This window comes from Rhizobium sp. 268, assembly GCF_036571585.1.
Taxonomy (GTDB): Bacteria; Pseudomonadota; Alphaproteobacteria; order Rhizobiales; family Rhizobiaceae; genus Rhizobium; species Rhizobium redzepovicii.
Genome location: NZ_JAPPSO010000003.1, coordinates 42,633 through 69,463 on the forward strand (window position 1 = coordinate 42,633; position 26,831 = coordinate 69,463).

The window sequence follows — 26,831 nt, forward strand, 5'->3', positions numbered from 1 at the left end:
ACGTTCTCACCATATCCCGACAGACACGCGGAAGAGCACGTTGAAACAAAGAGAACGCCGGCCGGGCCAGAAGAAGACATCAGGTCCTTCCGGGGAAAGCCGCAGGGACGACCGGGTCGGCCGGCCGCCGAAGCCGGTCTCGCGGCCTGCGGCTGCCCGCGAGACGGTGCGCGAGGCTGCCGTGCCTGCCGCCCCCGAACGGCCGCTGATGACGCGCAGCGGCGAGCGCCCGGCTGAGCGCGTGCCCGTGATCCTCGAATCGCTCGGGGCCGGCGACTTCCACCTGATCGACAGCGGCAACGGCGAAAAGCTTGAGCAATACGGCCCCTACCGTATCATCCGTCCCGAGGCGCAAGCGCTGTGGCGGCCGTCGCTGCCCTCGCATGTCTGGGAAAAGGTCAATGCCGTCTTCACCGGCGATACCGACGAGGAAGGCAGCGGCCGCTGGCGCTTCCCGAAGGAGGCGCTGGGAGAGACCTGGCCGCTCAACCTGCTCGGCGTCGATTTCCTCGGCCGTTTCACCTCTTTCCGTCATGTCGGCGTCTTCCCGGAGCAGATCGTGCACTGGAGCTGGATGAAGGAGCAGGTCGAAAAGGCCGGCCGGCCGCTGAAAGTGCTGAACCTTTTCGGCTATACCGGCGTCGCCTCGCTGGTTGCCGCCGCAGCCGGCGCCGAAGTCACCCATGTCGACGCCTCGAAGAAGGCGATCGGCTGGGCGCGGGAAAACCAGGCGCTCGGGCGCATGGAGAAGCTGCCGATCCGCTGGATCTGCGAAGACGCGATGAAATTCATCCTGCGCGAGGAACGCCGCGGCAGCCAGTACGACATCATCCTCACCGATCCGCCGAAATTCGGCCGCGGCCCGAACGGCGAAGTCTGGCATCTTTTCGCGCATCTGCCGTTGATGCTCGATGTCTGCCGCGAGATCCTGTCGCCGAAGGCCGTCGGCCTGGTGCTGACCGCCTATTCGATCCGCGCCAGCTTCTATTCGATCCACGAGCTGATGCGCGAGACGATGCGGGGCGCCGGCGGCGTGGTCGAATCCGGCGAGCTGGTCATCCGCGAAGCCGGCCTCGACGGCAAGACGCCAGGCCGCGCGCTTTCCACCTCCCTCTTTTCCCGCTGGGTGCCGAAATGAGCAAGGACTTCCACGATCAGGGACCGCGCAGGGTCGGACAGGTGAAGGAAGTCACCTCGCTTGCCAATCCGATCATCAAGGACATCAAGGCGCTGACGAACAAGAAGTCGCGGGAGGAAAGCGGGACTTTCCTGGCCGAAGGACTGAAGCTCGTCATCGATGCGATCGAACTCGGCTGGACAATCCGGACGCTGGTCTATGCCAAGGCCGCCAAGGGCAAGCCGCTGGTCGAGCAGATGGCGGCAAAGACCGTCGCCTCGGGTGGGCTGGTGCTCGAAGTCAGCGAAAAGGTGATCGCCTCGATCACCCGGCGCGACAATCCGCAGATGGTCGTCGGCATCTTCGAGCAGCGCTGGATGCCGCTTCGGGACATTCGGCCGAGGGATGGCGAGACCTGGGTGGCGCTCGACCGGGTGCGCGACCCCGGCAATCTCGGCACCATTATCCGCACAGCCGATGCGGCCGGCGCTTCCGGCATCATTCTGATCGGAGAGACGACCGATCCCTTTTCGCTCGAAACGGTGCGGGCCACCATGGGCTCGGTCTTTGCCGTTCCGGTGGCGCGGGCAACACCGGAAGAGTTCATCGCCTGGCGGAAATCGGCCGGCGTTTCCGTGGTTGCGACGCATCTTGCCGGCGCGGTCGACTACCGCACCATCGACTACCGGAAAAAGCCCGTCGTGCTGCTGATGGGCAACGAGCAATCCGGCCTGCCGGACCAACTGGCCGGGCAAGCCGACGCGCTTGCCCGCATTCCGCAGCAGGGCCGCGCCGATTCCCTGAATCTCGCCGTCGCCACCGCTGTCATGCTTTTCGAGGCGCGCCGCCATCTCCTCTCACTTGCCGAGGGCAAATGACCGAACAGACGCCTGCCCGCCCCGCGCTGTTTTCGCGCCCGGCGCCGATCCTCTTCTTCATCATCGTCGCCGTTTTCCTCGACCAGATCGTCAAGATCGCGGTCGATCATTACCTGCCGCTGCAGGAGGCCGTGCCGGTTATTCCGATGCTGGCGCTCTACCGCACCTACAATCTCGGCGTTGCCTTTTCGATGCTGGAGGGCATGGATGGCTGGTTCATCGTCGGCATGCGCCTCGTCATCGTCGCCTTCGTCATCTGGCTGTGGTACCGCACGGCGAAGGACCGCTGGCTTGCCCATCTCGGTTACGCGCTGATCATCGCCGGCGCGATCGGCAATCTCGTCGACCGCTTCGCCTATGGCCACGTGATCGATTACATCCTGTTTTACACCGACAGCTGGTCTTTCGCGGTGTTCAATCTCGCCGACAGTTTCATCACCATCGGGGCTGGCTGCGTCATTCTCGACGAGCTGCTGCTGCCGAAAAAGGCCGGCCGCTAAAATCTTATCGAATTCCTGAAGGCATTCGGAAGAGGCCTCATGTTAGCCAGATTGCATGCAGAATCTGGGACAGTTGCAGGAAAGATTGTCCGCCGCCTTCGGCGGACCCGCCGCCAAGCCGCGTGAAGAGCGGATGGCGGAGTTCTTCTCGCGACCCGGCACATCGGCGCCTCAGGCGGCCGATGACGGCAAGATGGGGCCTGCAGCGACACGGCGCCTGCTGGTCTACTGGCTTGGCGGCGCTGGCCTGCTTGCCGCGATGATCCTGACTCTGCTTGCCCATGCCGGCGATCCTCTGCTGCTTTCGGGCGGTCTTGTGGTCCTCGGCCTTGCCGTCATCGCCAGCTATGCCGTCCTGATGTTTCGCCGGCGCAGGCCCCCCGGCGGCGGCAAATCGCTGCCGGATTGGAACGACGGCGCCAAGCTGTTTGCAGACGTCCACGACGTGCTCGGCGATATCACCGTCAGCCGCAGCATGGACCGGCGCATCATTTCCGCCAACGATACGTTTCGCCGGCTGACCGGGCGCCTGCGTCCCGAAGGGCACAGTTGCGAGGAGATCGGGCTTGCCTTTCGGCCCGGCCCGATACCCCACTGCTTCGATGTCGAGATCTCGACGCCGGACGGCCAGCGCATCTTTCTCTGGCGCGACGTCGTCACCCGCGACCCGGCAAACGGCCGGCTGCTGCTGCAGAGCGTGGCGCGCGATGTGACCGACGAGCGGCTGATCGCGCAGGGCCGCGAGGAGGCCCGCCAGAAGGCCGAGTATAACAGCGCCGCCAAGTCGAGGCTGCTTGCCACCGTCAGCCACGAGGTGCGCACGCCGCTTTCCGGCCTGCTCGGCATGACGCATCTCCTCGCCGAGACGCGGCTGACGCAGGAGCAGCAGGATTATCTCGCCAATATCCGCCAGTCCGGCCACGCGCTGACGCAGCTCGTCGAGGATCTGCTCGATTTCTCCACCATCGAGGTCGGTCGCTTCGCGCTGCACCCGCGCTCGGAATCGCTGCGCAAGCTTCTGGAAAGCGTCGTCGAGATGCTCGCCCACCGGGCGCATGAAAAAGGCATCGAGATCGGCGCCACGGTGTCATCAGACGTTCCGGAGAATATGAGTTTCGACCCGGCGCGGCTGCGCCAGGTTCTGTTCAACGTCATCGGCAATGCGGTGAAGTTCACCCAGGTCGGCGGCGTCTTCATTCGCGTCTCGCTCGATGCGGACGACCTGTCGATCACGGTTACGGATAGCGGTCCCGGCATGACGGCGGAGGAGCAGGCGCGAGTCTTCGGCGAATTCGAACAGGGCGGGACCGTTGCCGACAGGAGCAGCGGCACCGGGCTCGGCCTTGCCATCTCCGCCCGCATCATGCGCGAATTCAACGGCACGCTGACGGTTGCCAGCGAAAAGGGCAGAGGCAGCGAATTCACCATCCGCTTCCCTGTCGATATCGGCAGCGAGCGCCCTGACCGGCGCAATACGCTGCTTGCCGGCAACAGCGTCGTGCTCCTGGCGCCGACGGGTGCTGCACGCACCGCCATCGCCGAGACGATCACCGCGCTCGGCGGCCTCTGCCATCTGGTCAGCGACGGCGAGAGCGCGCGGACGACGCTGCTCGGCTTGGCCAATAGCGGAAAGCGGCCGACCGATATCATCATCGACCATCGCATGTCGGCGGAATTTGCCGCCCATCTTGCCGATCGCGCCGAAATCGCCGCCCTTGGCCTGCGCAAGGTGCTGCTCGTCAATCCGGAAGAGCGCAGCGCCCATCCGCTCGACCTCTTCGATGCCTGGCTCATCCGGCCGCTGCGCGAACAGTCGCTGATCGACGTGCTGCGCGGGCGCATGCGCGGCATGGAGAAGCGCGACGCGCTGAACGACAACCAGCCGGGCTTTGGCCTTTCGGCGGCGGAGCCGATGGTTGCCGCCAGCGGGCTCAACATCCTGCTTGGCGAGGACGATCCGATCAACGCCATGCTGGTGCGCGTCGTGCTGGAGAAGGGCGGGCATAAGGTGCGCCATGTCGAGGATTTCGAGGCGCTGCTGGATTGCGCTCTCTGCGAGGCGAATGCCCGGCCCGATATCATCATCAGCGACCTGTCGATGCCCGGCGGCAACGGCATCGACATGCTCGGACGCCTGCGCGGCCACGAAAGACGGCTCGATCTGGCCTCGGTGCCGGTGATTGTGCTGACCGCCGACAAGAGCGACGAATCGCGCCGCCAGGTGTTGCTGAACGGCGCCAACCGGGTGATGGTAAAGCCGGTCGACCCGGTGCGGCTGCTGACCGAAGTGCAGGCGGTCGCCGCACTTTCCGCCCGCCGGGCAGAGGCGCGATAACGTGCCGCGGGGCCGGCATGCTTCTTGCGTTCACAAATTCAATATGTCACTTTCCTGTCGCAGAGAAGTGTTTTATGGCGTCGATAAGCCGGCAACGGGAGAATCGCCATGTCCGCCATCGACATCCTGAATCGTGACACCACCGAGGTTGCACCGCCCTTGACGGCGGCTGCGCAGACGGACGGCGACATCCTCGGCCGCATCGGCAATCTGGAAACCCGGCTTGCCCGCACGGCGCGCGAGATCGATGCCGCCCAAGCCGTGCGTTACCGAGTTTTCGTCGACGAAATGAAGGCGCAACTGCCGCTGGACGCCATGCGCCGCCAGCGCGATGTCGATGCCTATGACGCCTTTTGCGACCACCTTCTCGTTCTCGACCGCACGATCGAGGGCGACCCGGAAGACCAGATCGTCGGCACCTACCGCCTGCTGCGCCAGGATGTCGCCATGGCCAATGGCGGTTTTTACTCGGCTTCCGAATTCGAGATCGAGGGCCTCCTCGCCAAACATCCGGGTAAGCGCTTCATGGAGCTCGGCCGCTCCTGCGTACTGCCGGAATACCGCACCAAACGCACCGTCGAGCTTCTGTGGCAGGGCAACTGGGCCTATGCGCTGAAGCACGGCGTCAGCGCCATGTTCGGCTGCGCCTCTTTCCCCGGCGTCTATCTAGAAAGCCATGCGCTGGCGCTGTCCTTCCTCTACCACAATGTGCTGGCGAAGAACGAATGGGCCGTCAGCGCATTGCCGCATCTCGCCCGCAACATGGATCTGATGCCGGTCGAGGCCGTCAACCCGAAGCGCGCGCTGATGGCGCTGCCGCCGCTGATCAAGGGTTACATGCGCTTGGGCGCGATGGTCGGCTCCAGCGCCGTCGTCGACCACGCCTTCAACACGACCGACGTGCTGATCGTGCTGCCGATCTCCAGCATTTCCGACCGCTACCTGAATTATTACGGCGCCGACGCGGGCCGCTTCGCGAGCTAGAGCCTTTCCTAGTCGCCAGGCCCCGGCAATGTTTCAGGGCATGATCTCTATCGGTGTATGGTTGGGGACGCGAGCCCAGATATCGCGCATCTCCGAGTTGGTTACTGCAACACAGCCATCCGTCCAATCCCACAGGTGATGGACGTTTCCGAAGAGGCCCCAGCCATTGGGAAGCCCGTGGATCATGATATCGCCCCCGGCAGGAAAACCTCCTGCTTCAGCGTTGCGCCGATCATCCGGGTTTGGATAGGAAATGTGCAGGCTCAGATAGGCCATGGACTTTGGATTTCGCCAGTCTATTTCATAACGCCCTTCAGGTGTTCTCTCGTCACCTTCTCGCTGCTTGGGCCCGGCATCGGCAGCCGTGCCTAAAGAAATCCGGTATGTAGAGATGGGAGCATCGCCTCTCAAAAGGACCATGCGGCGTTCGGATTTATAAACGCGAATGAGGTCAGCCTGTTGTTCCCATGGCGCATCCGGAGGCGGCGAGCCTGAGCCGACCCTGGCCATCAATTTCGTATAAGCGAAACAGCTGGCGACCACGATGGCTAAAACGACAAGTTTGTTTCTCAACTTGATCTCATCTTCAGGAGGCGCGCTCGAGGCCAGGCACGATCGGCCGGCAATGGCTGGCAGGCTTTGGCGCTCATGATGCTTCACCCCTTGGCGCCAGTCTAAAGCCGGATAAATGCCCGGCCGACGCACAGTCGGCCGGGCCAAAAGGCGTCTCAGAAACGCAGGACAGGTTACGAACCCGCCCCGTAGGCGGCGATCGCCGCCATGTTGACGATGTCGCTGTCCTTGGCGCCCATCGAGGTGATCTGCACCGGCTTGTCGAGACCGACGAGGATCGGGCCGATTACCGTCGAGCCGCCAAGCTCCTGCAGCATCTTGGTCGAGATCGAGGCCGAGTGGAAGGCCGGCATGACAAGCACGTTGGCGGGGCCGGAAAGGCGGCAGAAGGGATATTGCTCCATCACCTTGCGGTTCAATGCGACATCGGCCGCCATCTCGCCGTCATATTCGAAATCGACGCGACGCTTGTCGAGGATCTTCACCGCCTCGCGCACCCGCTCTGAACGTTCGCCCGAGGGATGGCCGAAGGTGGAATAGGCGAGCATGGCGACGCGCGGCTGATAGCCCATGCGCCGCGCCAGACCGGCGGCCTCTTCGGCAATATCGGCAAGCTGCTCGGCCGTCGGCATGTCGTGGACGGCGGTATCGGCCACGAAGACCGTGCGGCCGCGGCAGAGCGCCAGCGACACGCCGATGACGCGGTGGCCAGGCTTTTCATCGATGCAGCGGCGCACATCGTCCAGCGCGGTGGAATAGTTGCGGGTGATACCCGTCACCATGCCGTCGGCGTCGCCCAACGCCACCATAGTGGCGGCGAAGTGGTTGCGGTCATTATGGATTAGCCGCTGGACGTCGCGGTGGAGATAACCGTGCCGCTGCAGCCTGGCATAGAGATAGTCAATATAGGCTTCGATCCGGGTGGAAATACGGGCATTGACGATTTCAAGCCCCGGCCGGTTGAGATCGATGCCGGCGCGTTCGGCCGTCGACCGGATCAGGTCCTCGCGGCCGAGCAGGATGGCGGTGCCGAGCTGCTGGTTGGCGTAGGAGAGTGCTGCGCGCAGGACCTGCTCTTCCTCGGCCTCGGCAAAGACGATCCGCTTCGGGCGGCGGCGCACCCGCTCATAGAGGCTGGCGAGCGTCGAGGCGATCGGATCGCGGCGCGCCGAAAGCTCGCGGGCATAACCGGCCATATCAGTGATGACCTTGCGGGCGACGCCGGTTTCGATCGCCGCTTCCGCCACCGCGACCGGGATCGCCGAGATCAGCCGCGGGTCGAAAGGAACCGGGATAATGTATTGCGAGCCAAAGCGCGGCCGGTTGCCTTGATAGGCGGCAACCACGTCATCCGGCACATCCTCGCGGGCAAGGTTTGCCAGCGCCTTGACGGCGGCGATCTTCATCGCGTCGTTGATTGTGGAGGCGCGGACGTCGAGAGCGCCGCGGAAGATATAGGGAAAGCCGAGAACGTTGTTGACCTGGTTCGGGTAGTCTGAGCGGCCGGTCGCCATGATGGCGTCGTCGCGGATGCGGGCCACCTCTTCCGGGGTGATTTCGGGATCGGGATTGGCCATGGCGAAGATGATCGGTCGATCCGCCATCGAGCGGATCATCTCTGCCGAGAAGGCGCCCTTCTGCGACAGGCCGAAAACGACATCAGCGCCGTCCATCGCCTCCTCAAGCGTGCGTGTATCGGTCTTTGCCGCATGCGCCGATTTCCATTGGTTCATGCCCTCGGTGCGGCCCTGGTAGATGACGCCCTTGGTGTCGCAGAGAATGATATTCTCCGGCGCAAAGCCCATCGCCTTGATGAGTTCGATGCAGGCGATCGCCGCAGCACCGGCGCCGTTGCAGACGAGCTTGGTCGTCTTCAGGTCGCGGCCGGTCAGTTCGAGCGCGTTGATCAGGCCGGCGGCGGCGATGATCGCCGTCCCGTGCTGGTCGTCGTGGAAGACGGGAATATCCATCAGCTCGCGCAGCCGGCTTTCGATGACGAAACAATCCGGCGCCTTGATATCCTCGAGATTGATGCCGCCGAAGGAGGGACCGAGGAAGCGCACGCAGTTGATGAACTCGTCGACATTTTCCGTATCGATTTCGAGGTCGATGGAATCGACGTCGGCAAAGCGCTTGAACAGCACCGCCTTGCCTTCCATGACGGGCTTGGAGGCCAGCGCGCCGAGATTGCCGAGACCGAGAATGGCCGTGCCGTTGGAAATGACGGCGACCATGTTGCCGCGGGCGGTATAATCGTAGGCCGTCTGCGGATCGGCGGCGATCGCCTTCACCGGTACGGCGACACCCGGCGAATAGGCGAGCGACAGATCGCGCTGCGTCGCCATCGGCTTGGTCGGGACGACTTCCAGTTTGCCGGGCCGGCCCGTGGCGTGAAAATCGAGCGCCTCCTGGTCGGTAACTGATGTCGCCGGCCGGTCCTTCTTATCGATATCGGGCATAAATCCTCCAACGTCCTGTGGGCGACGCTTCGCTCTTCCTCAAATGCTGTTGTCATCTATAGCGGCGCGCGGATAGGGTTGGCACCTGTTTTTTTGGGAAAAACTGCACCTCCGTGAACGCACGAATAGACACAGAGAATGAAGCCTTTTCGGCTGCCGAGCTTGCCACGGCGGAAAGTCGTGCCTCGGCGACGCCGATGATGGAGCAATATATAGAGATCAAGGCGAACAATCCGGGTTCGCTGCTCTTCTATCGCATGGGCGACTTCTACGAGCTGTTCTTCGAGGATGCGCTGGAAGCCTCCCGTGCGCTCGGCATCACGCTGACGAAGCGTGGCCAGCACATGGGCCAGGATATCCCGATGTGCGGCGTTCCGGTGCATGCGGCCGACGATTACCTGCAGAAACTGATCTCGCTCGGTTTCCGCGTCGCCGTCTGCGAGCAGGTCGAAGATCCGGCCGAAGCGAAAAAGCGTGGCGGCAAATCCGTCGTCAAGCGCGATGTCGTCCGCCTGGTCACGCCGGGCACGATCACCGAAGAAAAGCTGCTTTCGCCCTCGGAATCCAACTATCTGATGGCGCTGACCCGCATTCGCGGCGGGGCCGAACCTTTGCTGGCGCTTGCCTGGATCGACATTTCCACCGGCGTCTTCCGGCTGGCCGAAACCGAAGCCTCGCGACTGCTTGCCGATATCCTGCGCATCGATCCGCGCGAACTGATCCTGCCCGAGACGATCTTCCACGATCCGGAACTCAAGCCGGTGTTCGACGTGCTCGGTCGCACCGCCGTGCCGCAGCCTGCCGTGCTCTTCGACAGCGCCAGCGCCGAAGGTCGGATCGCGCGGTATTTCGGCGTTGCGACGCTCGACGGCTTCGGCACCTTCTCGCGCGCCGAGCTGGCGGCGGCTGCCGCCGCCGTCGCCTATGTCGAGAAGACTCAGATCGCCGAGCGGCCGGCGCTCGGCAAGCCGGAGCGGGAAAGTGCGGCGTCAACGCTGTTCATCGATCCCGCCACCCGCGCCAATCTGGAACTGGCCCGCACGCTGTCGGGCGACCGCAACGGCTCATTGCTGAAAGCGATCGACCGCACCGTCACCGGCGGCGGCGCGCGGCTTCTGGCCGAGCGGCTGATGTCGCCGCTGACCGACCCCGCCCGCATCAATGCGCGGCTCGATTCGATCGGCTTCCTGATCGACGAACCCTCGCTCTGCGGCAATCTGCGCGACACGCTGAAACATGTGCCGGACATGCCGCGGGCGCTGTCGCGCCTGGCGCTCGACCGCGGCGGCCCGCGCGATTTGTCAGCCATTCGCCAGGGCCTTCAAGCGGCGAACGACGTGGCAGCCATGCTTGCAAATGCGATGCTGCCGGAAGAGCTTGGCCAGGCGCTGTCCGGGCTGCAGGCCCTTCCCGCAGCGCTCGAAACCCTGCTGGCCGAAACGCTTGCCGACGAATTGCCGCTGCTGAAGCGCGACGGCGGCTTCCTGCGCGACGGCGCCAGCCCCGAGCTCGATGAGGTCCGGGCGTTGCGCGACCAGTCGCGCCGGGTGATCGCCGGGCTGCAACTGCAATATGCCGAAGAGACCGGCATCCGGTCGCTGAAGATCAAGCACAACAACATCCTCGGCTATTTCATCGAGGTGACCGCCGGCAATGCCTCGCCGATGACGGACACGGCCGAAGCCAAGGCCCGCTTCATCCACCGCCAGACGATGGCGAGCGCGATGCGCTTCACCACCACCGAACTTGCCGATCTCGAAAGCCGCATCGCCAATGCCGCCGATCGGGCGCTGACGATCGAGCTTGCCGCCTTCGAGAAGATGACGGCGGCAGTGGTTAAGGAAGCCGAGGCGATCAAATCCGGCGCGAGGGCGCTTGCCGTCATCGACGTTGCAGCTAGCCTGGCGCTGCTCGCCGAAGAGCAGGCCTATTGCCGTCCGCAGGTCGACGGCTCGAAGATGTTTGCCATCGAGGGCGGCCGCCATCCGGTCGTCGAGCAGGCGCTGCGGCGGCAGGCGGGCGGCCCCTTTGTCGCCAATAATTGCGATCTATCGCCGAAAGCAGGCGACAAGGACGGCGCGATCTGGCTGTTGACCGGCCCGAACATGGGCGGCAAATCGACCTTCCTGCGGCAGAACGCGCTGATAGCGATCCTGGCGCAGATGGGCTCCTTCGTGCCGGCGACCTCAGCCAATATCGGCATCGTCGACCGGCTTTTCTCGCGCGTCGGCGCGTCCGACGACCTGGCGCGCGGGCGCTCCACCTTCATGGTCGAGATGGTCGAGACCGCTGCGATCCTCAACCAGGCGAGCGACCGTTCGCTCGTCATCCTCGACGAGATCGGCCGCGGCACCGCCACCTTCGACGGCCTGTCGATCGCCTGGGCCTCCGTCGAGCATCTGCACGAGGCCAACCGCTGCCGCGGCCTCTTCGCCACGCATTTCCATGAGCTGACCGTGCTTTCGGAAAAGCTGGGCCGGCTATCGAACGCGACGATGCGCGTCAAGGAATGGGACGGCGACGTCATCTTCCTGCATGAGGTCGGCCCGGGCGCGGCCGACCGCTCCTACGGCATCCAGGTCGCCCGCCTTGCCGGGCTTCCGGCCTCGGTGGTGACGCGGGCCCGCGATGTGCTCACTCGCCTCGAAGATGCCGACCGCAAGAACCCGGCGAGCCAACTGATCGACGACCTGCCGCTCTTCCAGGTGGCGGTGCGCCGCGAGGACACGGCCCGCGGACCGTCCAAGGTCGAGGAGACGCTGAAGGCGATGAGCCTTGACGATATGACGCCGCGCGAGGCAATGGACGCGCTTTACGACCTCAAGAAAAAATTGAAATAGGGCAGCGGCACGCGATGTTCATGGAAAAGCTGATACGCGAAACGGAGCGCCTCTCGCTCATCTGCTCCATGCTCGACACGATGCGGCGCGCCGACGCCGATCGCAATGCGCGCGGCTGGACGTCGCCGATCGGCATGCTGAAAATTACCCGCTGCTGCGCTATGATCTCGGAACTCGGAACTTCGATCGCCAAGGCCGGCTATCGCGAGTGCGACAGACAGTCGCTTGAGGAGATCATGAGAGAGACGCGGCAGGTGCTGCATTTGCTGAATGCGCGGGCCACCACCTGAGTTTTCAGGAAAGCCGTCGCGCGGCTTACCAACACCATTTCGCCAAATTTAAAGGTTCTTGCAGTATGAGGGCCCGTGTCAATCGCCTGATAAAGGGGTTATAGCGCATGCGGACGAAACACGAGGCGAGCCCGGATGCGGCCGCCCGGCATGAACAGGAAACCGCCCCGGCGACAGCGATGCGCGAGCTTGATTTTTCCCATATTCTCGACGTCGAGTTGTTGCAGAAGCAGTGCGACGCCGTTGCCGAGGCCAACCGCAACCGGCCCGACGTGCTGCGCGCCGACCTGCTTGCGGTGCTCAAGAAGGCGAGCACGGAAGGCCGGCAGAAGGCGCGGGCCGCACTTATGGCCGACGGCGGCGGGCTGAATTGCGCCTACCGGATTTCCTGGCTGCAGGACCAGATCATCACCGTCCTCTACAATTTCGCCACCGCCCATATCTTTCCGCAGCAGAAGGACAAGTTTGCGGTCACCGCCGTCGGCGGCTACGGCCGCGACACGCTGGCGCCGGGCTCCGATATAGACCTGCTCTTCCTCTTCCCGCCGCGCCCGACCGAGGAGACGCACAAGGCCGTCGAGTTCATGCTCTACGTGCTCTGGGACATGGGCTTCAAGGTCGGCCACGCCACCCGTACGGTGGAAGAATGCATCGCGCTTTCCAAGTCCGACATGACGATCCGCACCGCCATCCTGGAAATGCGCTACATCTGCGGCCTGCAGCGGCTGGAAACCGAACTCGAGACCCGCTTCGACAAGGAAATCGTCACCGGTACCGGCCCTGAGTTCATCGCCGCCAAGCTTGCCGAGCGCGACGAGCGCCACCGCAAGGCAGGCGATACACGCTATCTCGTCGAGCCGAACGTTAAGGAAGGCAAGGGCGGGCTTCGCGACCTGCACACGCTGTTCTGGATCTCGAAATATTATTACCACGTGCGCGACCAGGCCGAGCTGGTCAAGCTCGGCGTCTTGTCGAAGCACGAATACCGCCTGCTCGAGAAAGCCGACGATTTTCTCTGGGCGGTACGCTGCCATATGCACTTCCTGACAGGCAAGGCCGAGGAGCGCCTGTCCTTCGACATCCAGCGCGAAATCGCCGAAGCATTCGGCTATCACACCCGCCCCGGCCTTTCGGCCGTCGAGCGCTTCATGAAGCACTATTTCCTCGTCGCCAAGGATGTCGGCGATCTCACGCGCATCCTCTGCGCTGCGCTTGAAGACCAGCAGGCGAAGTCGATCCCGGGCCTGACCGGCGTCATCAGCCGCTTCACCCATCGCAACCGCAAGATCGCCGGCAGCGTCGAATTCGTCGAGGACCGCGGCCGCATCGCGCTTGCCGACGCCGAGGTGTTCAAGCGCGATCCCGTCAGCATCCTCCGGCTCTTCCACGTCGCCGACATCAACGGGCTGGAATTCCATCCGGACGCGCTGAAACGCGTCACTCGCTCGCTTGCCCTGATCGACAACCGGCTCAGGGAAAACGACGAGGCGAACCGGCTGTTCATGTCGATCCTGACGTCGAAGCGCGATCCGGCGCTGATCCTGCGGCGGATGAACGAGGCCGGCGTGCTTGGCCGCTTCATCCCCGAATTCGGCAAGATCGTCGCGATGATGCAGTTTAACATGTATCACCACTATACGGTCGACGAACATCTGATCCGCACCGTCGACGTTCTCTCCGAGATCGATCAGGCACGCGCCGAAGATCTGCATCCGCTCGCCAACAAGCTGTTCTCAGGCATCGAAGACCGCGAGGCGCTCTATGTCGCGGTTCTCCTGCATGATATCGCCAAGGGCCGCCTGGAGGATCATTCGATTGCCGGCGCCCGCGTCGCCCGCAAGCTCTGCGGCCGCTTCGGCCTGTCGCAGAAGCAGACGGAAATCGTCGTTTGGCTGATCGAGGAACATCTGACGATGTCGATGGTGGCGCAGACCCGAGACCTCACCGACCGCAAGACGATCACCGATTTTGCCGACCGGGTGCAGTCGCTCGACCGGCTGAAGATGCTGCTGATCCTGACGATCTGCGATATCCGCGCCGTCGGCCCCGGCGTCTGGAACGGCTGGAAAGGCCAGCTTCTGCGCACGCTCTATTATGAAACCGAGCTGCTGCTGGCCGGCGGTTTTTCGGAAGTCTCCCGCAAAGAGCGCGCCAATGCCGCCGCCGAGGCGCTGCATGCGGCCCTTGCCGACTGGAGCCAGAAGGACCGCAATACCTATACCAAGCTGCACTACCAGCCCTATCTGCTCTCGGTGCCGCTGGAAGACCAGATCCGCCACGCCCATTTCATCCGCCAGGCCGACAAAGCCGGCCAGGCGCTCGCCACCACGGTGCGCACCGACAGTTTCCACGCGATCACCGAAATCACCGTGCTGTCGCCCGACCATCCGCGGCTGCTCGCCGTTATCGCCGGCGCCTGTGCTGCGGCCGGCGCCAACATCGTCGACGCGCAGATCTTCACGACGTCGGACGGTCGGGCGCTCGACACCATCCATGTCAGCCGCGAATTTACCGACGATGCCGACGAGCTGCGCCGGGCCGCGACGATCGGACGGATGATCGAGGACGTGCTGTCCGGCCGCAAGCGGCTGCCCGAGGTCATCGCCACGCGGGCGCGCAATCGCAAGAAGAGCAAGGCCTTCGTCATTCCGCCGTCGGTCAACATCACCAACAGCCTGTCGAACAAGTTCACGGTCATCGAGGTCGAATGCCTCGACCGGCCGGGTCTCTTGTCTGAGATCACCGCCGTGCTCTCCGATCTGTCGCTCGACATCCAGTCGGCCCGCATCACCACCTTCGGCGAGAAGGTGATCGACACCTTCTATGTCACCGACCTGGTCGGCCAGAAAATCTCCGGCGACAGCAAGCGCGCCAACATCACCGCCCGGATGAAGGCCGTCATGGCCGAGGAGGAAGACGAACTGCGCGAGCGCATGCCCTCCGGCATCATCGCGCCGGCCGCCACCGCCCGGACATCGCCGTCAGCCGAAAAGAAAGCCGATTCGCCCGCATGAGCCCCCAAGCATGAGTCTCGTCAAGAAATTCGCAACCGTCGGCGGCGCCACCCTCGGCAGCCGCATCTTCGGTTTCGCCCGCGAAACGCTGATGGCAGCCGCACTCGGCACCGGACCGATGGCCGACGTCTTCTACGCCGCCTTCCGCTTCCCGAACCTGTTTCGCCGGCTGTTTGCCGAGGGCGCCTTCAACGCCGCCTTCGTACCGCTTTTTGCCAAGGAGATCGAAGCGAACGGCACGGAAGGGGCCAAGCGCTTTTCCGAGGAAGTCTTCGGCGTGCTGTTTTCAGTGCTGCTCCTCATCACCATCGTGATGGAGCTTTCCATGCCGCTTTTGGTGCGCTTCGTCATCGCGCCGGGTTTTGCCGACGATCCCGACAAGTTCTCGATCACCATCCGCATGGCGGCGGTGATGTTTCCCTATCTGATGTGCATGTCGCTGACGGCGATGATGAGCGGCATGCTGAATTCGCTGCATCATTTCTTCGCCGCCGCTATCGCGCCGGTTTTCCTCAACGTGGTGATGATTGGGGCGCTGTTTTATGCGCTCTATACCGGCGCCGATCCGCTGGCGACGGCCTGGTATCTCTCCTGGGGTGTTCTTGCCGCCGGCGTGCTGCAGCTCGCCGTCGTCTATATCGGCGTGCTTGCGGCCGGCATGAGCATCGGCTTCCGCTTCCCGAAGATGACGCCGAACGTCAAGCGGCTGCTGATCCTTGCGGTGCCGGCCGCCGTGACCGGCGGCATCACCCAGATCAACCAGTTGATCGGCCAGGCAATCGCCTCCTCCCGCGACGGCGCGATCGCAGCCCTGCAATATGCCGACCGGATCTATCAGCTGCCGCTCGGCGTCGTCGGCGTCGCCGTCGGCGTGGTGCTGCTGCCGGAACTTGCCCGGGCGCTGAAGGGCGGCAATCTGCGCGAAGCCGGAAACCTGCAGAACCGCTCGATCGAATTCGTGCTGTTCCTGACGATCCCTGCCGCCTTCGCGCTGTGGATCCTCTCCGACGAGATCATCCGCGTTCTTTACGAGCGCGGCGCCTTCCATCAGGAAAACACCGCCGTCGTCGGCGCGATCCTGGCGATCTACGGCATCGGGCTGCCGGCCTTCGTGCTGATCAAGGCGCTGCAGCCGGGCTTCTATGCGCGCGAGGACACCAAGACGCCGATGCGCTTTTCGGCGATCGCGGTTGCCACCAACTGCGCCACGGCGCTCACCCTCTTTCCCTTTATGGGCGCGCCCGGCATCGCCGTTGCCGAAGCCACCGCCGGCTGGATCAGCACCGTGCTGCTGTTCACTACGCTGTTGCGCCGCGGCCATCTGACATGGGAATGGGCGCTGGCAAAACGCACCGCCCTGCTGATCGTCGCGGCGGCGGTCATGGGGGCGGCCATCGTCTTTCTCAAGCAGTATTTCGCACCCTGGCTCGCCTCCGGCTCGCCGCTTCTAACCAAGATCGGCACGCTGGGGCTGCTGATCGCGATTTCCATGCTGGTCTATTTCGCCGCCGCCTTCCTGATCGGCGGCGCCGATCTCGGCATGATCCGCCGCAATCTGAACCGCAAGCCGGCGGCGGCGGAGGATGCGTAGCGCCGTCAAGGTCTAGCAATCCACCCATCGCCGCTGCGGTCCGACATCGACATGAACGATGCCGTTGCAATAGGTGCCGATGCCGCCGATGCCGGGCGCGCTTCTGGCGGCTGCGATGATGGTGCGTTCCGACAGGCCCGGCATCCTGATATCGGCCGCCAGGCATTTTCCATGCAGGGAGCCATGGCGGCGGGGATGCGCCCGGAGGCCGGAGGTGATCATCGGCCGGCGTCCGGTTTTTGCGGCGATATGCGACAGCACCGCCTGAAGACGCGCGGGAAAACAGCCGGTGCGGACACTGACGGTCTGGACGGTGTAGGCTGGGCGTGCCTCCTGCTTGGGAAGATGAATGACCGGCCGTTTGCTGTCTTGACCGACGGCGCTGGTTGCGGATTGTAGGGCGAAAAGGCCTGCCATGGCGAGCAAACTGGCGGTCTGCATGGTTCCTCCTGGCGGTTGACAGGGCGGCCATCGCACGCCCCTGCGCGGTCGAGGATTTTCAGTTCAATAAAAGCTTTTCTGTGAAATTTTATACTCAATTGTGAGTAACGGACTTGATCACTTCGGCTTAAAATAACGGATATTGCCGATCCAGCTTGGAATAAACATCTCAATCGGGAGATATGACATGACGATCCAGTCGCTTTTCCTCGTCACCCTCGTCGTCGACGACTACGACCGCGCCAAGGCATTCTACTGCGGCGCCCTTGGTTTCGATTGCCTTCAGGACGAGCCGCAGCCGGAGGGCAAGCGCTGGGTGGTGGTGAAGCCCAGAGGAGGAGATGGCGGAGCCTTTCTGCTGGCGCAGGCCGCAAACGACACGCAACGGGCGGCGATCGGTAACCAGACAGGCGGCCGGGTCAGCTTCTTCCTGAAGACCGACGATTTCGCCCGCGACCATGCCGCAATGCGCGCCGCCGGCGTGCGCTTTCTGGAGGAGCCGCGGCATGAGGTTTACGGCACGGTCGCGGTGTTTGCCGATCCCTACGGCAACAGCTTCGATCTGATCCAGCATCACGCTGCCTGAACCTCTTGATTGCGATCGGCTGCCCGTGCATAAGCCGCGGCGTTAGCAACATGGGCGAACAGCCCTGGGGCCCTCCACCAGCCTATTGAGGACGACATGAGCGAATTCAAGAAACTCGTATTCTCCGGCGTGCAGCCGACCGGCAATCTGCATCTCGGCAATTATCTCGGCGCGATCCGCCGCTTCGTGGCGCTGCAGGAGGGCAATGACTGCATCTACTGCGTCGTTGACATGCATGCGCTCACCGCCCAGCTCGTGCATGAAGACATGCAGAGCCAGACTCGCTCGATCGCCGCCGCCTTCATCGCCGCCGGCATCGATCCGGAAAAACATATCGTCTTCAACCAGTCGGCCGTGCCACAGCATGCCGAACTTGCCTGGATCTTCAATTGCGTCGCCCGCATCGGCTGGATGAATCGCATGACGCAGTTCAAGGACAAGGCCGGCAAGGACCGCGAGCAGGCCTCGCTCGGCCTATACGCGTATCCGAGCCTGATGGCCGCCGATATTCTCGTCTATCGCGCCACCCATGTGCCGGTCGGTGAGGATCAGAAGCAGCATCTGGAACTTGCCCGCGATATAGCGATGAAGTTCAACCTCGATTATGCCGAGCATATTCGCAAGACCGGTTACGGTGTCGACATCACCGTCGGCAACGAGCCGGTGCATGCCTATTTCCCGATGGTCGAGCCGCTGATCGGCGGACCGGCCCCGCGGGTCATGTCGCTGCGCGACGGCACCAAGAAAATGTCGAAATCCGACCCTTCCGACCTCTCGCGCATTAACCTGATGGATGACGAGGAGGCGATCTCGAAGAAGATCCGCAAGGCAAAGACCGATCCGGACGGCTTGCCGAGCGAGGTGGAAGGTCTGCAGGGCCGGCCGGAAGCCGACAATCTGGTGGCGATCTATGCGGCGCTTGCCGATAAATCGAAGGCGGCCGTGCTGGCCGAATTCGGCGGCCAGCAGTTCTCCGTCTTCAAGCCGGCGCTGGTCGATTTGGCGATCCACGTGCTGGCGCCGATCACCGGCGAAATGCGCCGGCTGATGGACGACACCAGCCATATCGACGCCATCCTGCGCAGGGGCGGCGAACGGGCCAGGGCCCGCGCCGAGGTGACGATGCGCCAAGTCCGCGATGTGATCGGCTTCCTTTACTGAGAGTGATCTCTTCTTCTCCCACGTGGAGGAGAAGAGGAAAAAAACTGGGCTTGCAAATTTTCCGCTTCGGGTGTCAGAGTCCGCGCCATGGTATCGAAGCGACTCTCACGGCTCGAAGGTCATCGCCGCAAATTCATGGCGGTGATCGACGGTACACCCGAATGCCAGCGCGCCGTTCATTATGCCGGCCGGCGCGCGAAGAATTCCAATGGCGGGCTGGTGCTGCTCTACGTCATTCCCGACGGGGATTTCCAGCAATGGCTCGGCGTCGAGGCGATCATGCGGGCCGAGGCGCGCGAGGAGGCCGAGGCGGTCGTTGCCAAGATCGCCCAGATCGTGCGCGAGACGATCGGCATCGAGCCGGAGATCGTCATCCGCGAAGGTGGTGCGGCCGAACAAATCAACGCCGTGATCGAGGACGACCGCGATGTGGCGATCCTCGTTCTGGCCGCCGGTTCGGCGAAGGAAGGCCCGGGACCACTGGTTTCGTCGATCGCCGGCCGCGCGGCGGCGTTTCCGATCCCGGTCACCGTGCTGCCAGATACGCTGACCAATGAGGAAATCGACGCCCTCTGCTGACAATTTCTTGAGTAAAAATCTCTTGAATGGCACCGGCAATCGGCTTATCTTCTTTTGAAGAATTCTAAAGACGGCGAGGCATGGGCCGGCCGCATGGAGACCCAGATGTTCATTCAGACCGAAGCCACGCCAAACCCCGCCACGCAGAAGTTCCTGCCGGGCAAGGTGGTGATGGAAAGCGGCACGGCCGAGTTCCGCAGTGCCGAGGAGGCTGAAGCTTCGCCGCTCGCTGCCCGCCTGTTCGAAATACCGGGTGTGACCAGTGTCTATTTCGGCTATGATTTCATTTCCGTCTCCAAGGACGATGCCGAATGGCAGCATCTTAAGCCGGCTATTTTGGGCTCGATCATGGAGCATTTCATGTCGGGCAAGCCTGTCATGGGCGATGCTTCCATCCTCTCCGAAGACGTTGACGCCGGCGACGAGTTTTTTGACGAAGGCGACGAGTCGATCGTGCTGACCATCAAGGAGCTTCTGGAGACCCGCGTGCGCCCCGCCGTTGCCCAGGACGGCGGCGACATCACCTTCCGCGGCTTCAAGGACGGCAAGGTCTATCTGAACATGAAGGGTTCCTGCGCCGGCTGCCCCTCTTCGACGGCGACGTTGAAGCATGGCGTCCAGAACCTGCTGCGCCATTTCGTTCCGGAAGTGCAGGAAGTGATTGCCGCTTAAAAATTCTGGCGTTCGTCCGGCCGTTCATCTGTGGTTCGGCCAGACGAATTTATGATCAGGCGACAATAGATTTTTCGGAAATTGATGGCATGATTGTTCTGGCGCTCGACACGGCAGGTGTAGACTGCGCTGCCGCCGTTTACGACAGCGGCAGGAATACGATGCTGGGGGAGGCATCGGACATGATCGGCAAGGGGCATGCTGAACATCTGATCGGTATCGTCGATCGCGCGCTCGATCAGGCTCATATGGCGCTTTCCGATATCGACCGCATTGCCGTCGCCATCGGCCCCGGCTCGTTTACCGGTATCCGGGTCGGCGTTGCCGCAGCCCGCGGTTTTGCGCTTTCCCTCAATGTGCCCGCCGTCGGCGTCACCACGCTCGAGGTCATGGCATCAGCCCAGCGCGAAAAAACGCCCGGCCGCGCCGTGCTGGCAGCGATGGATGCCAAGCGGGACGAAATCTACCTCCAGTCCTTTTCATCGGATGGTTCGCCCCTCGACGCGCCACGGGCGTTAAGCGTGGCGCAAGCGCAGGCTTTTGCCGCAGGCTTCGACGGCGAGATCACCGGATCGGCAACGCCGCTGCTGAAGGCGGACGCCCATGGCGATCACAGCAACAATTTCCCGATCTCCGTCGTGGCGCGCCTCGGTGCTGCCGCCTCCCCCGATGCCGGAAAGCCGAAGCCCCTTTATCTGCGCGGACCCGATGCCAAGCCGCAGGCCGGGTATGCGATTGCCCGACGAGTATGACGATGCTGGAAGCCTATCTGACGCTGAAGCCGGAATTCGAGATCATCGCCATGGAGCGCGAGGATTGCCGCGATGTCGCCGTCCTGCACGGCGAACGTTTTGCCCGGCCCTGGGGCGATGGTGAATTTCACGGGTTGCTGATGCAGGACACCGTGTTCGGCTTCGTCGCCCGCCAGACCAATGCCATCCTGAAAAAGCCGCTTCCCGGCTTCATCCTCGCCCGCCATGTCGCCGGCGAGGCGGAGATCCTGACGATCGCCGTGCAGGCGAAGGTCGCTCGCGCCGGGCTCGGCTGGCGACTGATGCAGGCAGCGATGCGGGAAGCACGCGCACGCGGCGGCGAGAGCATGTTTCTCGAAGTCGACGACGGCAATACGGCAGCGCTTGGCCTCTATCGCAAGCTCGGCTTCGAAAAGGTCGGGGAACGCAAGGGTTATTACAAGCAGGAAAACGGCGCTCTCTCCACGGCGCTTGTCATGAAGCGCGTTCTTCGCTAGTTCCCTGACAGAGAGATGACATGCTGATCGGCGCCAAAGCCCTTCGGCATTGTCGCAAGACGAATATCTTTTGAAGGCGGGCCATGCCTGATGTAGCCAAGACCCTTGAGGAGCTTTGCACCGAACGCGGCATGCGCATGACCGAGCAGCGCCGCGTGATCGCGCGCATTCTCGAAGACTCGGAAGACCATCCCGATGTCGAAGAACTCTATCGCCGCTCGGTGAAGGTCGATGCGAAGATCTCGATCTCGACCGTCTACCGCACCGTGAAACTGTTCGAGGATGCCGGCATCATCGCCCGCCACGACTTCCGCGACGGGCGCTCGCGCTACGAAACGGTGCCGGAAGAGCATCACGACCACCTGATCGACCTGAAAACCGGCACGGTGATCGAATTCCGCTCGCCGGAGATCGAGGCGCTGCAGGAGCGCATCGCCCGCGAGCACGGCTTCAAACTGGTCGACCACCGGCTGGAACTCTACGGCGTTCCGCTGAAGAAGGAAGACCTCTGAAGCAATGGCCGCCGGGGAGACCAGCATTTGATCGCCTGGCTGCGCATTGCCTGTGCTGCGGTCGTCATCCTGACCGTCAGCATCGTGCTCGTGCCGCTGCAACTGCTCGCCCTCCGTTTCGACTGGCGGCTGCGGCGCCGGCTGCCGCGCGTCTGGCACCGTATCATCTGCTATTGTCTCGGCATCCGCGTCCGCGTCACCGGCCAGCTGGAAGAGCGCCGGCCGCTGATGCTCTGCTCCAATCATTCCTCCTGGATGGATATCATGGTGCTGTCGGCGGTTGCCGACGTTGCCTTCATCGCCAAGATCGAGGTGGCCGAATGGCCGATCTTCGGCACGCTCGCCAAGCTGCAGAAGAGCGTCTTCGTCGTACGCGAGGAGAGGCGCAAGACCGGCCATCAGGCAAACGAGATCGCCGGGCGGATGGCCGATGGCGAAATCGTCGTGCTCTTCCCAGAGGGCACGACCTCGGACGGCAACCGGCTGCTGGAGGTCAAGTCCTCGCTGTTCGGCGCTGCCGCCATGGCCGTGCCCGCTTCGCCCACAGGAACCGTGGTGGTGCAGCCGGTGGCGGTTGCCTATACCAGGGTGCACGGCATCGCCATGGGCCGCTATCACCGGCCGCTCGCCGCCTGGCCGGGGGATACCGAGCTCTTGCCGCACCTGATCGATATCGTGCGATGCGGCGCGATCGACGCAGAGGTTTCCTTCGGCGAGGCGGTGGAATACCGCGCCGACACCAATCGCAAGGAAGTGAGCGCGACCATCGCCTCACGCATCCGCAACCTGTTGAACAGCCGCCTGCGCGGGCGCGAAATCTCCTAAAAGAAGATTTCGATTTTCTCAGGCGGCAAAAACCACTAAATAGCGCGCCATGACACAGGACAGCGCCCTTCTCCAGGCTCCGGAGCCGACACGCCGCGACGGTTCCAACAGCCGCAAGGTATTCATCAAGACCTATGGCTGCCAGATGAACGTCTATGATTCCACGCGCATGAGCGATGCGCTCGCCCGCGACGGTTACGAACCGACTGAGGATATGGAAGAGGCGGACCTCGTTCTGCTCAACACCTGCCATATCAGAGAGAAGGCGGCCGAGAAGGTCTATTCGGCGCTCGGGCGGCTGCGCGACATGAAAAAGAAGAAGGCGGCGGACGGACGGGAGATGATGATCGGCGTTGCCGGCTGCGTCGCCCAGGCCGAAGGCGAGGAGATCCTGCGCCGGGCGCCCGCCGTCGACGTCGTCATCGGCCCGCAGACCTATCACCGCCTGCCGGAGGCGCTGCGCCGGGCCAAGCAGGGCCAGCGCGTCGTCGATACGGAATATGCGGTCGAGGACAAGTTCGAGCATCTGCCGATCGCCGAGAGCCGGAAGATCCGAGCCCGCGGCGTCACCGCCTTCCTGACGGTGCAGGAGGGCTGCGACAAATTCTGCACCTTCTGCGTCGTGCCCTATACGCGCGGCTCGGAAGTGTCGCGGCCGGTTGCCCAGATCGTCGAGGAAGCCGAAAAGCTGGTCGAAGGCGGCGTGCGCGAGATCACCCTGCTCGGGCAGAACGTCAATGCCTGGCACGGCGCCGGGCCGAGGGGCGAGGCGTGGAGCCTCGGCGACCTGCTCTACCGGCTTGCCGAGATCCCCGGCCTTGCGCGGCTGCGCTACACCACCAGCCATCCCCGCGACATGGACGACCGGCTGATCGACGCCCATCGCGATCTTCGGGCGCTGATGCCCTATCTGCACCTGCCGGTGCAATCGGGCTCCGACCGTATCCTGAAGGCGATGAACCGGCGCCATACAGCGGCCGAATATCTCTCGCTGATCGAACGCATTCGCACGGTGCGGCCCGACATCGCCCTGTCCGGCGATTTCATTACCGGCTTTCCGGGGGAGACAGACGAAGATTTTGAGGATACATTAGAACTTGTGAAGAAGGTGCGCTATGCGCAGGCCTTCTCGTTCAAATACTCGACACGGCCGGGCACCCCCGGCGCGGAACTGAAGGACCAGGTGCCGGAAGAGATCAAGGCAGAACGGCTGGAACGCCTGCAAGCGCTTCTCGTAAAGCAGCAGCAGGAATTTGCCGAATCCTGCGTCGGCAAAGAGATCGACCTGTTGCTGGAAAAGCCCGGTCGCATGCCGGAACAGCTGATCGGACGTTCTCCCTGGCTTCAATCCGTGAATGTTGATGCAAAAGCATCGCAAATCGGTGACATTATTAAAGTGCGAATCACAGGAACCGGAAACAACAGCCTGTTTGCCGAACGCGCAGAGGCTGCGGTTTAACTCAAGGAGCCCGACCGCTTGAACGGACAAGAATTGGTTTCTTCTTCACCGCGCCACCCCCGCACGCCGAGCGATACCAATCACTTCGTCCTGACGTTCGAGAACAACCGCTTCGCCAGCGAGCTCTTCGGTCAATTCGATCAGAACCTCAAGCTGCTCGAGGAACGGCTCAACATCGATGCGCGGGCCCGCGGCAATTCGGTCGTCATCACAGGCGATGTCGTGACCACCAACCAGGCGCGGCGCACGCTCGACTATCTCTATGAAAAACTTCAGAAAGGCGGCAGCGTGGAACGATCCGACGTCGAGGGCGCAATCCGCATGGCGGTCGCCGCCGACGATCAGCTCAGCCTTCCCACCATGGAGCGCAAGGCCAAGCTGACGATGGCGCAGGTTTCCACCCGCAAGAAGACGATCATCGCTCGCACGCCGACACAGGACGCCTATATCCGGGCGCTGGAGCGGGCCGAGCTGGTCTTCGGCGTCGGCCCGGCCGGCACCGGCAAGACCTATCTCGCCGTCGCCCACGCTGCCCAACTGCTGGAGCGCGGCGCGGTCGAAAAGATCATCCTGTCGCGCCCGGCCGTCGAAGCGGGCGAGCGCCTCGGATTCTTGCCCGGCGACATGAAGGAAAAGGTCGATCCCTATCTTCGCCCGCTCTATGACGCGCTCTATGACATGATTCCCGCCGACAAGGTCGACCGGGCGATCACCGCCGGCGTCATCGAAATCGCGCCGCTCGCCTTCATGCGCGGCCGCACGCTTGCCAACGCCGCCATCATCCTCGACGAAGCACAGAACACGACATCGATGCAGATGAAGATGTTCCTGACGCGTCTCGGCGAGAATGCGCGGATGATCGTCACCGGCGACCCGAGCCAGATCGACCTGCCGCGCGGCGTCAAATCCGGCCTCGTCGAGGCGCTGCAGCTTCTCAACGGTGTCGAGGGCATCTCGATCGTGCGCTTCAAGGATACCGACGTCGTCCGCCATCCGCTGGTCGGGCGCATCGTCAGGGCCTATGATTCCACCTATGCCGAAGCCGAAGCGGTCAGCCGGCAGGACTGATGGCAGAACTCGACATCCAGATCAGCGTCGACGACATCGGCTGGCCGGGCGAGGAGACGCTGCTGTCCTTTTGCGAGCGCGTGCTCGGCGCCGCCGTGGTCTATCTCCGCGACAGCGAGAAGCAGCCCTTCCCGACGATGCCGCCCGAGGTCTCGCTTGTCTTCACCGACGACGCCTCGATCCAGGACATCAACGCCGAATGGCGGGGGAAGGACAAGGCGACCAACGTGCTCTCCTTTCCAGCCTTTCCGGTTCGGCCCGGTAAAATGCCCGGTCCGATGCTCGGCGACATCATCATCGCCCGGGAGACCGTGGAGCGGGAAACCATCGAGCTCGAAAAGAGTTTCGATGACCACCTGACCCATCTTCTGGTGCACGGTTTCTTGCATCTTCTCGGCTACGACCATATGAATAGTGATGAAGCCGAAATTATGGAGGGGCTGGAGACTCGCATTTTGGCGCAGCTCGGCCTATCTGATCCTTACGAGGGTCAAGACCTTAAAATGGAACCATGAGCGACTTTACGACGAAGCCGGCGGCAGACGCCAAGGACTCCGAGCCATCCTCCTCTTCCGACGAGGCGGGCAGTAGTAGTCGGCCATCCGGCCGATCCCAATCCTTCTGGTCGCGCGCCGCGCGCATCCTTCGCCCGCAGCAGGGCTCGCGGCTGCGCGAGGATCTTGCCGACGCGCTGATGACCGATGCGGCCGGCGATGACGCATTTTCACCCGACGAACGGGCAATGCTGCACAACATTCTGCGCTTTCGCGAGGTGCGCGTCGCCGACGTGATGGTGCCGCGCGCCGATATCGAGGCGGTCGACCAGAACATCACCATCGGCGAGCTGATGATCCTGTTCGAGGAATCCGGCCGCTCGCGCATGCCCGTCTATGCCGACACGCTCGACGATCCGCGCGGCATGGTGCATATCCGCGATCTGCTCTCCTATGTCGCCAAGCAGGCGCGCAACAAGCGCCGCGGCCCGGCGAAACCGGCCGCAGCCCTGCCGGCGCTGCCGGCGATCGAGGTAGCGCCCGAGAATATCCAGAAGACCACGCGGCCGGCCAAGCCGAATTTGGATCTCGCCCGCGTCGACTTGCAGAAGACGCTGACGGAAGCCGGCATCATCCGCAAGATCCTGTTCGTGCCGCCGTCGATGCTGGCCTCGGACCTGTTGCGCCGCATGCAGGTGAACCGCACGCAGATGGCGCTGGTCATCGACGAATATGGCGGCACCGACGGGCTCGCCTCGCATGAGGACATCGTCGAAATGGTGGTCGGCGACATCGACGACGAACACGACGACGAAGAGGTGATGTTCAAGCGGGTTGCCGAAGACGTCTTCATTGCCGACGCCCGCGTCGAACTGGAAGAGATCGCCGCGGCGATCGGGCCGGATTTCGACATCAGCGAGCAGGTCGACGAGGTCGATACGCTGGGCGGCCTGATCTTCTCCGCACTCGGCCGCATCCCGGTGCGCGGCGAGGTCGTGCAGGCGCTGCCGGGCTTCGAATTCCACATCCTCGACGCCGATCCGCGCCGCATCAAGCGGCTGCGCATCACCCGCAAGCGCCATGCGATCCGCCGCCGCGCCAAGGTGGATGGCGACATTCCCCCCGGCTCCGACGCCGGCGACGACCGGCCGGCGGAATCAACCGCCAATTAATGCTGTCCCGGAACCCGCTGCGCGGTTCCGGG

Annotated in this window: 24 protein-coding genes; 21 read left to right on the forward strand and 3 right to left on the reverse strand. The window is 63.3% G+C overall.

All coding sequences use genetic code 11. The features are described 5' to 3' along the window. The first annotated feature begins 40 nt into the window (after positions 1-40). From OS035_RS06735 to OS035_RS06755, 5 genes are all read left to right on the forward strand, one after another. Positions 41-1,138, forward strand: coding sequence for a class I SAM-dependent methyltransferase (locus OS035_RS06735; RefSeq protein ID WP_183779164.1), 1,098 nt, complete (start codon positions 41-43; stop codon positions 1,136-1,138). After that, positions 1,135-1,995, forward strand: coding sequence for a TrmH family RNA methyltransferase (locus OS035_RS06740; RefSeq protein ID WP_003588968.1), 861 nt, complete (start codon positions 1,135-1,137; stop codon positions 1,993-1,995). Before OS035_RS06735 ends, OS035_RS06740 begins: the two co-directional genes overlap by 4 nt. After that, positions 1,992-2,495: a signal peptidase II gene (lspA, locus tag OS035_RS06745; RefSeq protein WP_183779162.1), complete on the forward strand. Its 504-nt coding sequence runs from the start codon at positions 1,992-1,994 to the stop codon at positions 2,493-2,495. The genes OS035_RS06740 and lspA overlap by 4 nt, the downstream gene beginning before the upstream one ends. 55 nt (positions 2,496-2,550) lie before the next feature. After that, the gene (locus OS035_RS06750) at positions 2,551-4,830 is read left to right on the forward strand and encodes a hybrid sensor histidine kinase/response regulator (RefSeq protein ID WP_183779160.1); all 2,280 of its coding nucleotides are present in this window, start codon (positions 2,551-2,553) and stop codon (positions 4,828-4,830) included. A gap of 108 nt (positions 4,831-4,938) precedes the next feature. Further along, complete coding sequence (locus OS035_RS06755) at positions 4,939-5,814, forward strand: GNAT family N-acetyltransferase (RefSeq protein WP_331813564.1); 876 nt, start codon at positions 4,939-4,941, stop codon at positions 5,812-5,814. Between the two features lie 33 nt (positions 5,815-5,847). On the opposite strand, the gene OS035_RS06760 is transcribed toward OS035_RS06755, so the two are convergent. Continuing rightward, positions 5,848-6,387 carry a L,D-transpeptidase family protein gene (locus OS035_RS06760; protein WP_183779156.1) on the reverse strand — a complete coding sequence of 180 codons (540 nt, stop codon included), beginning with the start codon at positions 6,385-6,387 and terminating at the stop codon, positions 5,848-5,850. A 173-nt stretch (positions 6,388-6,560) separates the two neighbouring features. Continuing rightward, positions 6,561-8,846, reverse strand: coding sequence for an NADP-dependent malic enzyme (locus OS035_RS06765; RefSeq protein ID WP_183779154.1), 2,286 nt, complete (start codon positions 8,844-8,846; stop codon positions 6,561-6,563). A 113-nt stretch (positions 8,847-8,959) separates the two neighbouring features. Here OS035_RS06765 and mutS point away from each other — a divergent pair, with 113 nt between their 5' ends. The 4 genes from mutS to murJ all read left to right on the forward strand — a co-directional run bounded on the left by mutS (position 8,960) and on the right by murJ (position 16,581). Continuing rightward, positions 8,960-11,686 (forward strand): DNA mismatch repair protein MutS, encoded by a 2,727-nt coding sequence (gene mutS, locus OS035_RS06770; RefSeq protein ID WP_331813565.1) that lies wholly within the window; start codon positions 8,960-8,962, stop codon positions 11,684-11,686. 14 nt (positions 11,687-11,700) lie between these two features. Beyond that, positions 11,701-11,976, forward strand: coding sequence for a hypothetical protein (locus tag OS035_RS06775; RefSeq protein WP_054182031.1), 276 nt, complete (start codon positions 11,701-11,703; stop codon positions 11,974-11,976). 107 nt (positions 11,977-12,083) lie between these two features. Then, complete coding sequence (locus OS035_RS06780) at positions 12,084-14,990, forward strand: [protein-PII] uridylyltransferase (protein WP_183779150.1); 2,907 nt, start codon at positions 12,084-12,086, stop codon at positions 14,988-14,990. A gap of 10 nt (positions 14,991-15,000) precedes the next feature. Next, positions 15,001-16,581, forward strand: a complete 1,581-nt coding sequence (gene murJ, locus OS035_RS06785; protein WP_183779147.1) for a murein biosynthesis integral membrane protein MurJ — start codon at positions 15,001-15,003, stop codon at positions 16,579-16,581. A 12-nt stretch (positions 16,582-16,593) separates the two neighbouring features. Here murJ and OS035_RS06790 read toward each other — a convergent pair whose 3' ends face one another. Continuing rightward, positions 16,594-17,022, reverse strand: a complete 429-nt coding sequence (locus tag OS035_RS06790) for a YcbK family protein (protein WP_097624657.1) — start codon at positions 17,020-17,022, stop codon at positions 16,594-16,596. Between the two features lie 187 nt (positions 17,023-17,209). Here OS035_RS06790 and OS035_RS06795 point away from each other — a divergent pair, with 187 nt between their 5' ends. The 12 genes from OS035_RS06795 (at position 17,210) to OS035_RS06850 (ending at position 26,799) form a co-directional block, all read left to right on the forward strand. Continuing rightward, positions 17,210-17,608 carry a VOC family protein gene (locus OS035_RS06795; protein WP_183779145.1) on the forward strand — a complete coding sequence of 133 codons (399 nt, stop codon included), beginning with the start codon at positions 17,210-17,212 and terminating at the stop codon, positions 17,606-17,608. A gap of 96 nt (positions 17,609-17,704) precedes the next feature. Then, positions 17,705-18,769: a tryptophan--tRNA ligase gene (trpS, locus tag OS035_RS06800; protein WP_183779143.1), complete on the forward strand. Its 1,065-nt coding sequence runs from the start codon at positions 17,705-17,707 to the stop codon at positions 18,767-18,769. An 87-nt stretch (positions 18,770-18,856) separates the two neighbouring features. Further along, a complete protein-coding gene (locus tag OS035_RS06805) occupies positions 18,857-19,348 on the forward strand; it encodes a universal stress protein (protein ID WP_003583845.1) in 492 nt (163 codons plus the stop codon). A gap of 105 nt (positions 19,349-19,453) precedes the next feature. Then, positions 19,454-20,020 carry a NifU family protein gene (locus tag OS035_RS06810; protein ID WP_183779141.1) on the forward strand — a complete coding sequence of 189 codons (567 nt, stop codon included), beginning with the start codon at positions 19,454-19,456 and terminating at the stop codon, positions 20,018-20,020. 89 nt (positions 20,021-20,109) lie between these two features. Next, positions 20,110-20,772 (forward strand): tRNA (adenosine(37)-N6)-threonylcarbamoyltransferase complex dimerization subunit type 1 TsaB, encoded by a 663-nt coding sequence (tsaB, locus tag OS035_RS06815; protein WP_097624654.1) that lies wholly within the window; start codon positions 20,110-20,112, stop codon positions 20,770-20,772. Then, positions 20,769-21,269, forward strand: a complete 501-nt coding sequence (locus OS035_RS06820; protein ID WP_003570810.1) for a GNAT family N-acetyltransferase — start codon at positions 20,769-20,771, stop codon at positions 21,267-21,269. Before tsaB ends, OS035_RS06820 begins: the two co-directional genes overlap by 4 nt. 83 nt (positions 21,270-21,352) lie before the next feature. Beyond that, positions 21,353-21,781, forward strand: a complete 429-nt coding sequence (locus tag OS035_RS06825) for a Fur family transcriptional regulator (RefSeq protein WP_012556376.1) — start codon at positions 21,353-21,355, stop codon at positions 21,779-21,781. Positions 21,782-21,808: 27 nt separating this feature from the next. Then, positions 21,809-22,606 carry a lysophospholipid acyltransferase family protein gene (locus tag OS035_RS06830; protein WP_183852836.1) on the forward strand — a complete coding sequence of 266 codons (798 nt, stop codon included), beginning with the start codon at positions 21,809-21,811 and terminating at the stop codon, positions 22,604-22,606. A gap of 49 nt (positions 22,607-22,655) precedes the next feature. Then, positions 22,656-24,065, forward strand: a complete 1,410-nt coding sequence (gene miaB / locus OS035_RS06835; protein WP_097624652.1) for a tRNA (N6-isopentenyl adenosine(37)-C2)-methylthiotransferase MiaB — start codon at positions 22,656-22,658, stop codon at positions 24,063-24,065. Positions 24,066-24,083: 18 nt separating this feature from the next. After that, positions 24,084-25,133, forward strand: coding sequence for a PhoH family protein (locus tag OS035_RS06840; RefSeq protein WP_088940002.1), 1,050 nt, complete (start codon positions 24,084-24,086; stop codon positions 25,131-25,133). Further along, positions 25,133-25,648 carry an rRNA maturation RNase YbeY gene (ybeY, locus tag OS035_RS06845; RefSeq protein WP_183779139.1) on the forward strand — a complete coding sequence of 172 codons (516 nt, stop codon included), beginning with the start codon at positions 25,133-25,135 and terminating at the stop codon, positions 25,646-25,648. The genes OS035_RS06840 and ybeY overlap by 1 nt, the downstream gene beginning before the upstream one ends. Next, positions 25,645-26,799: a hemolysin family protein gene (locus OS035_RS06850; protein ID WP_097624650.1), complete on the forward strand. Its 1,155-nt coding sequence runs from the start codon at positions 25,645-25,647 to the stop codon at positions 26,797-26,799. Before ybeY ends, OS035_RS06850 begins: the two co-directional genes overlap by 4 nt. Positions 26,800-26,831: the final 32 nt, after the last annotated feature.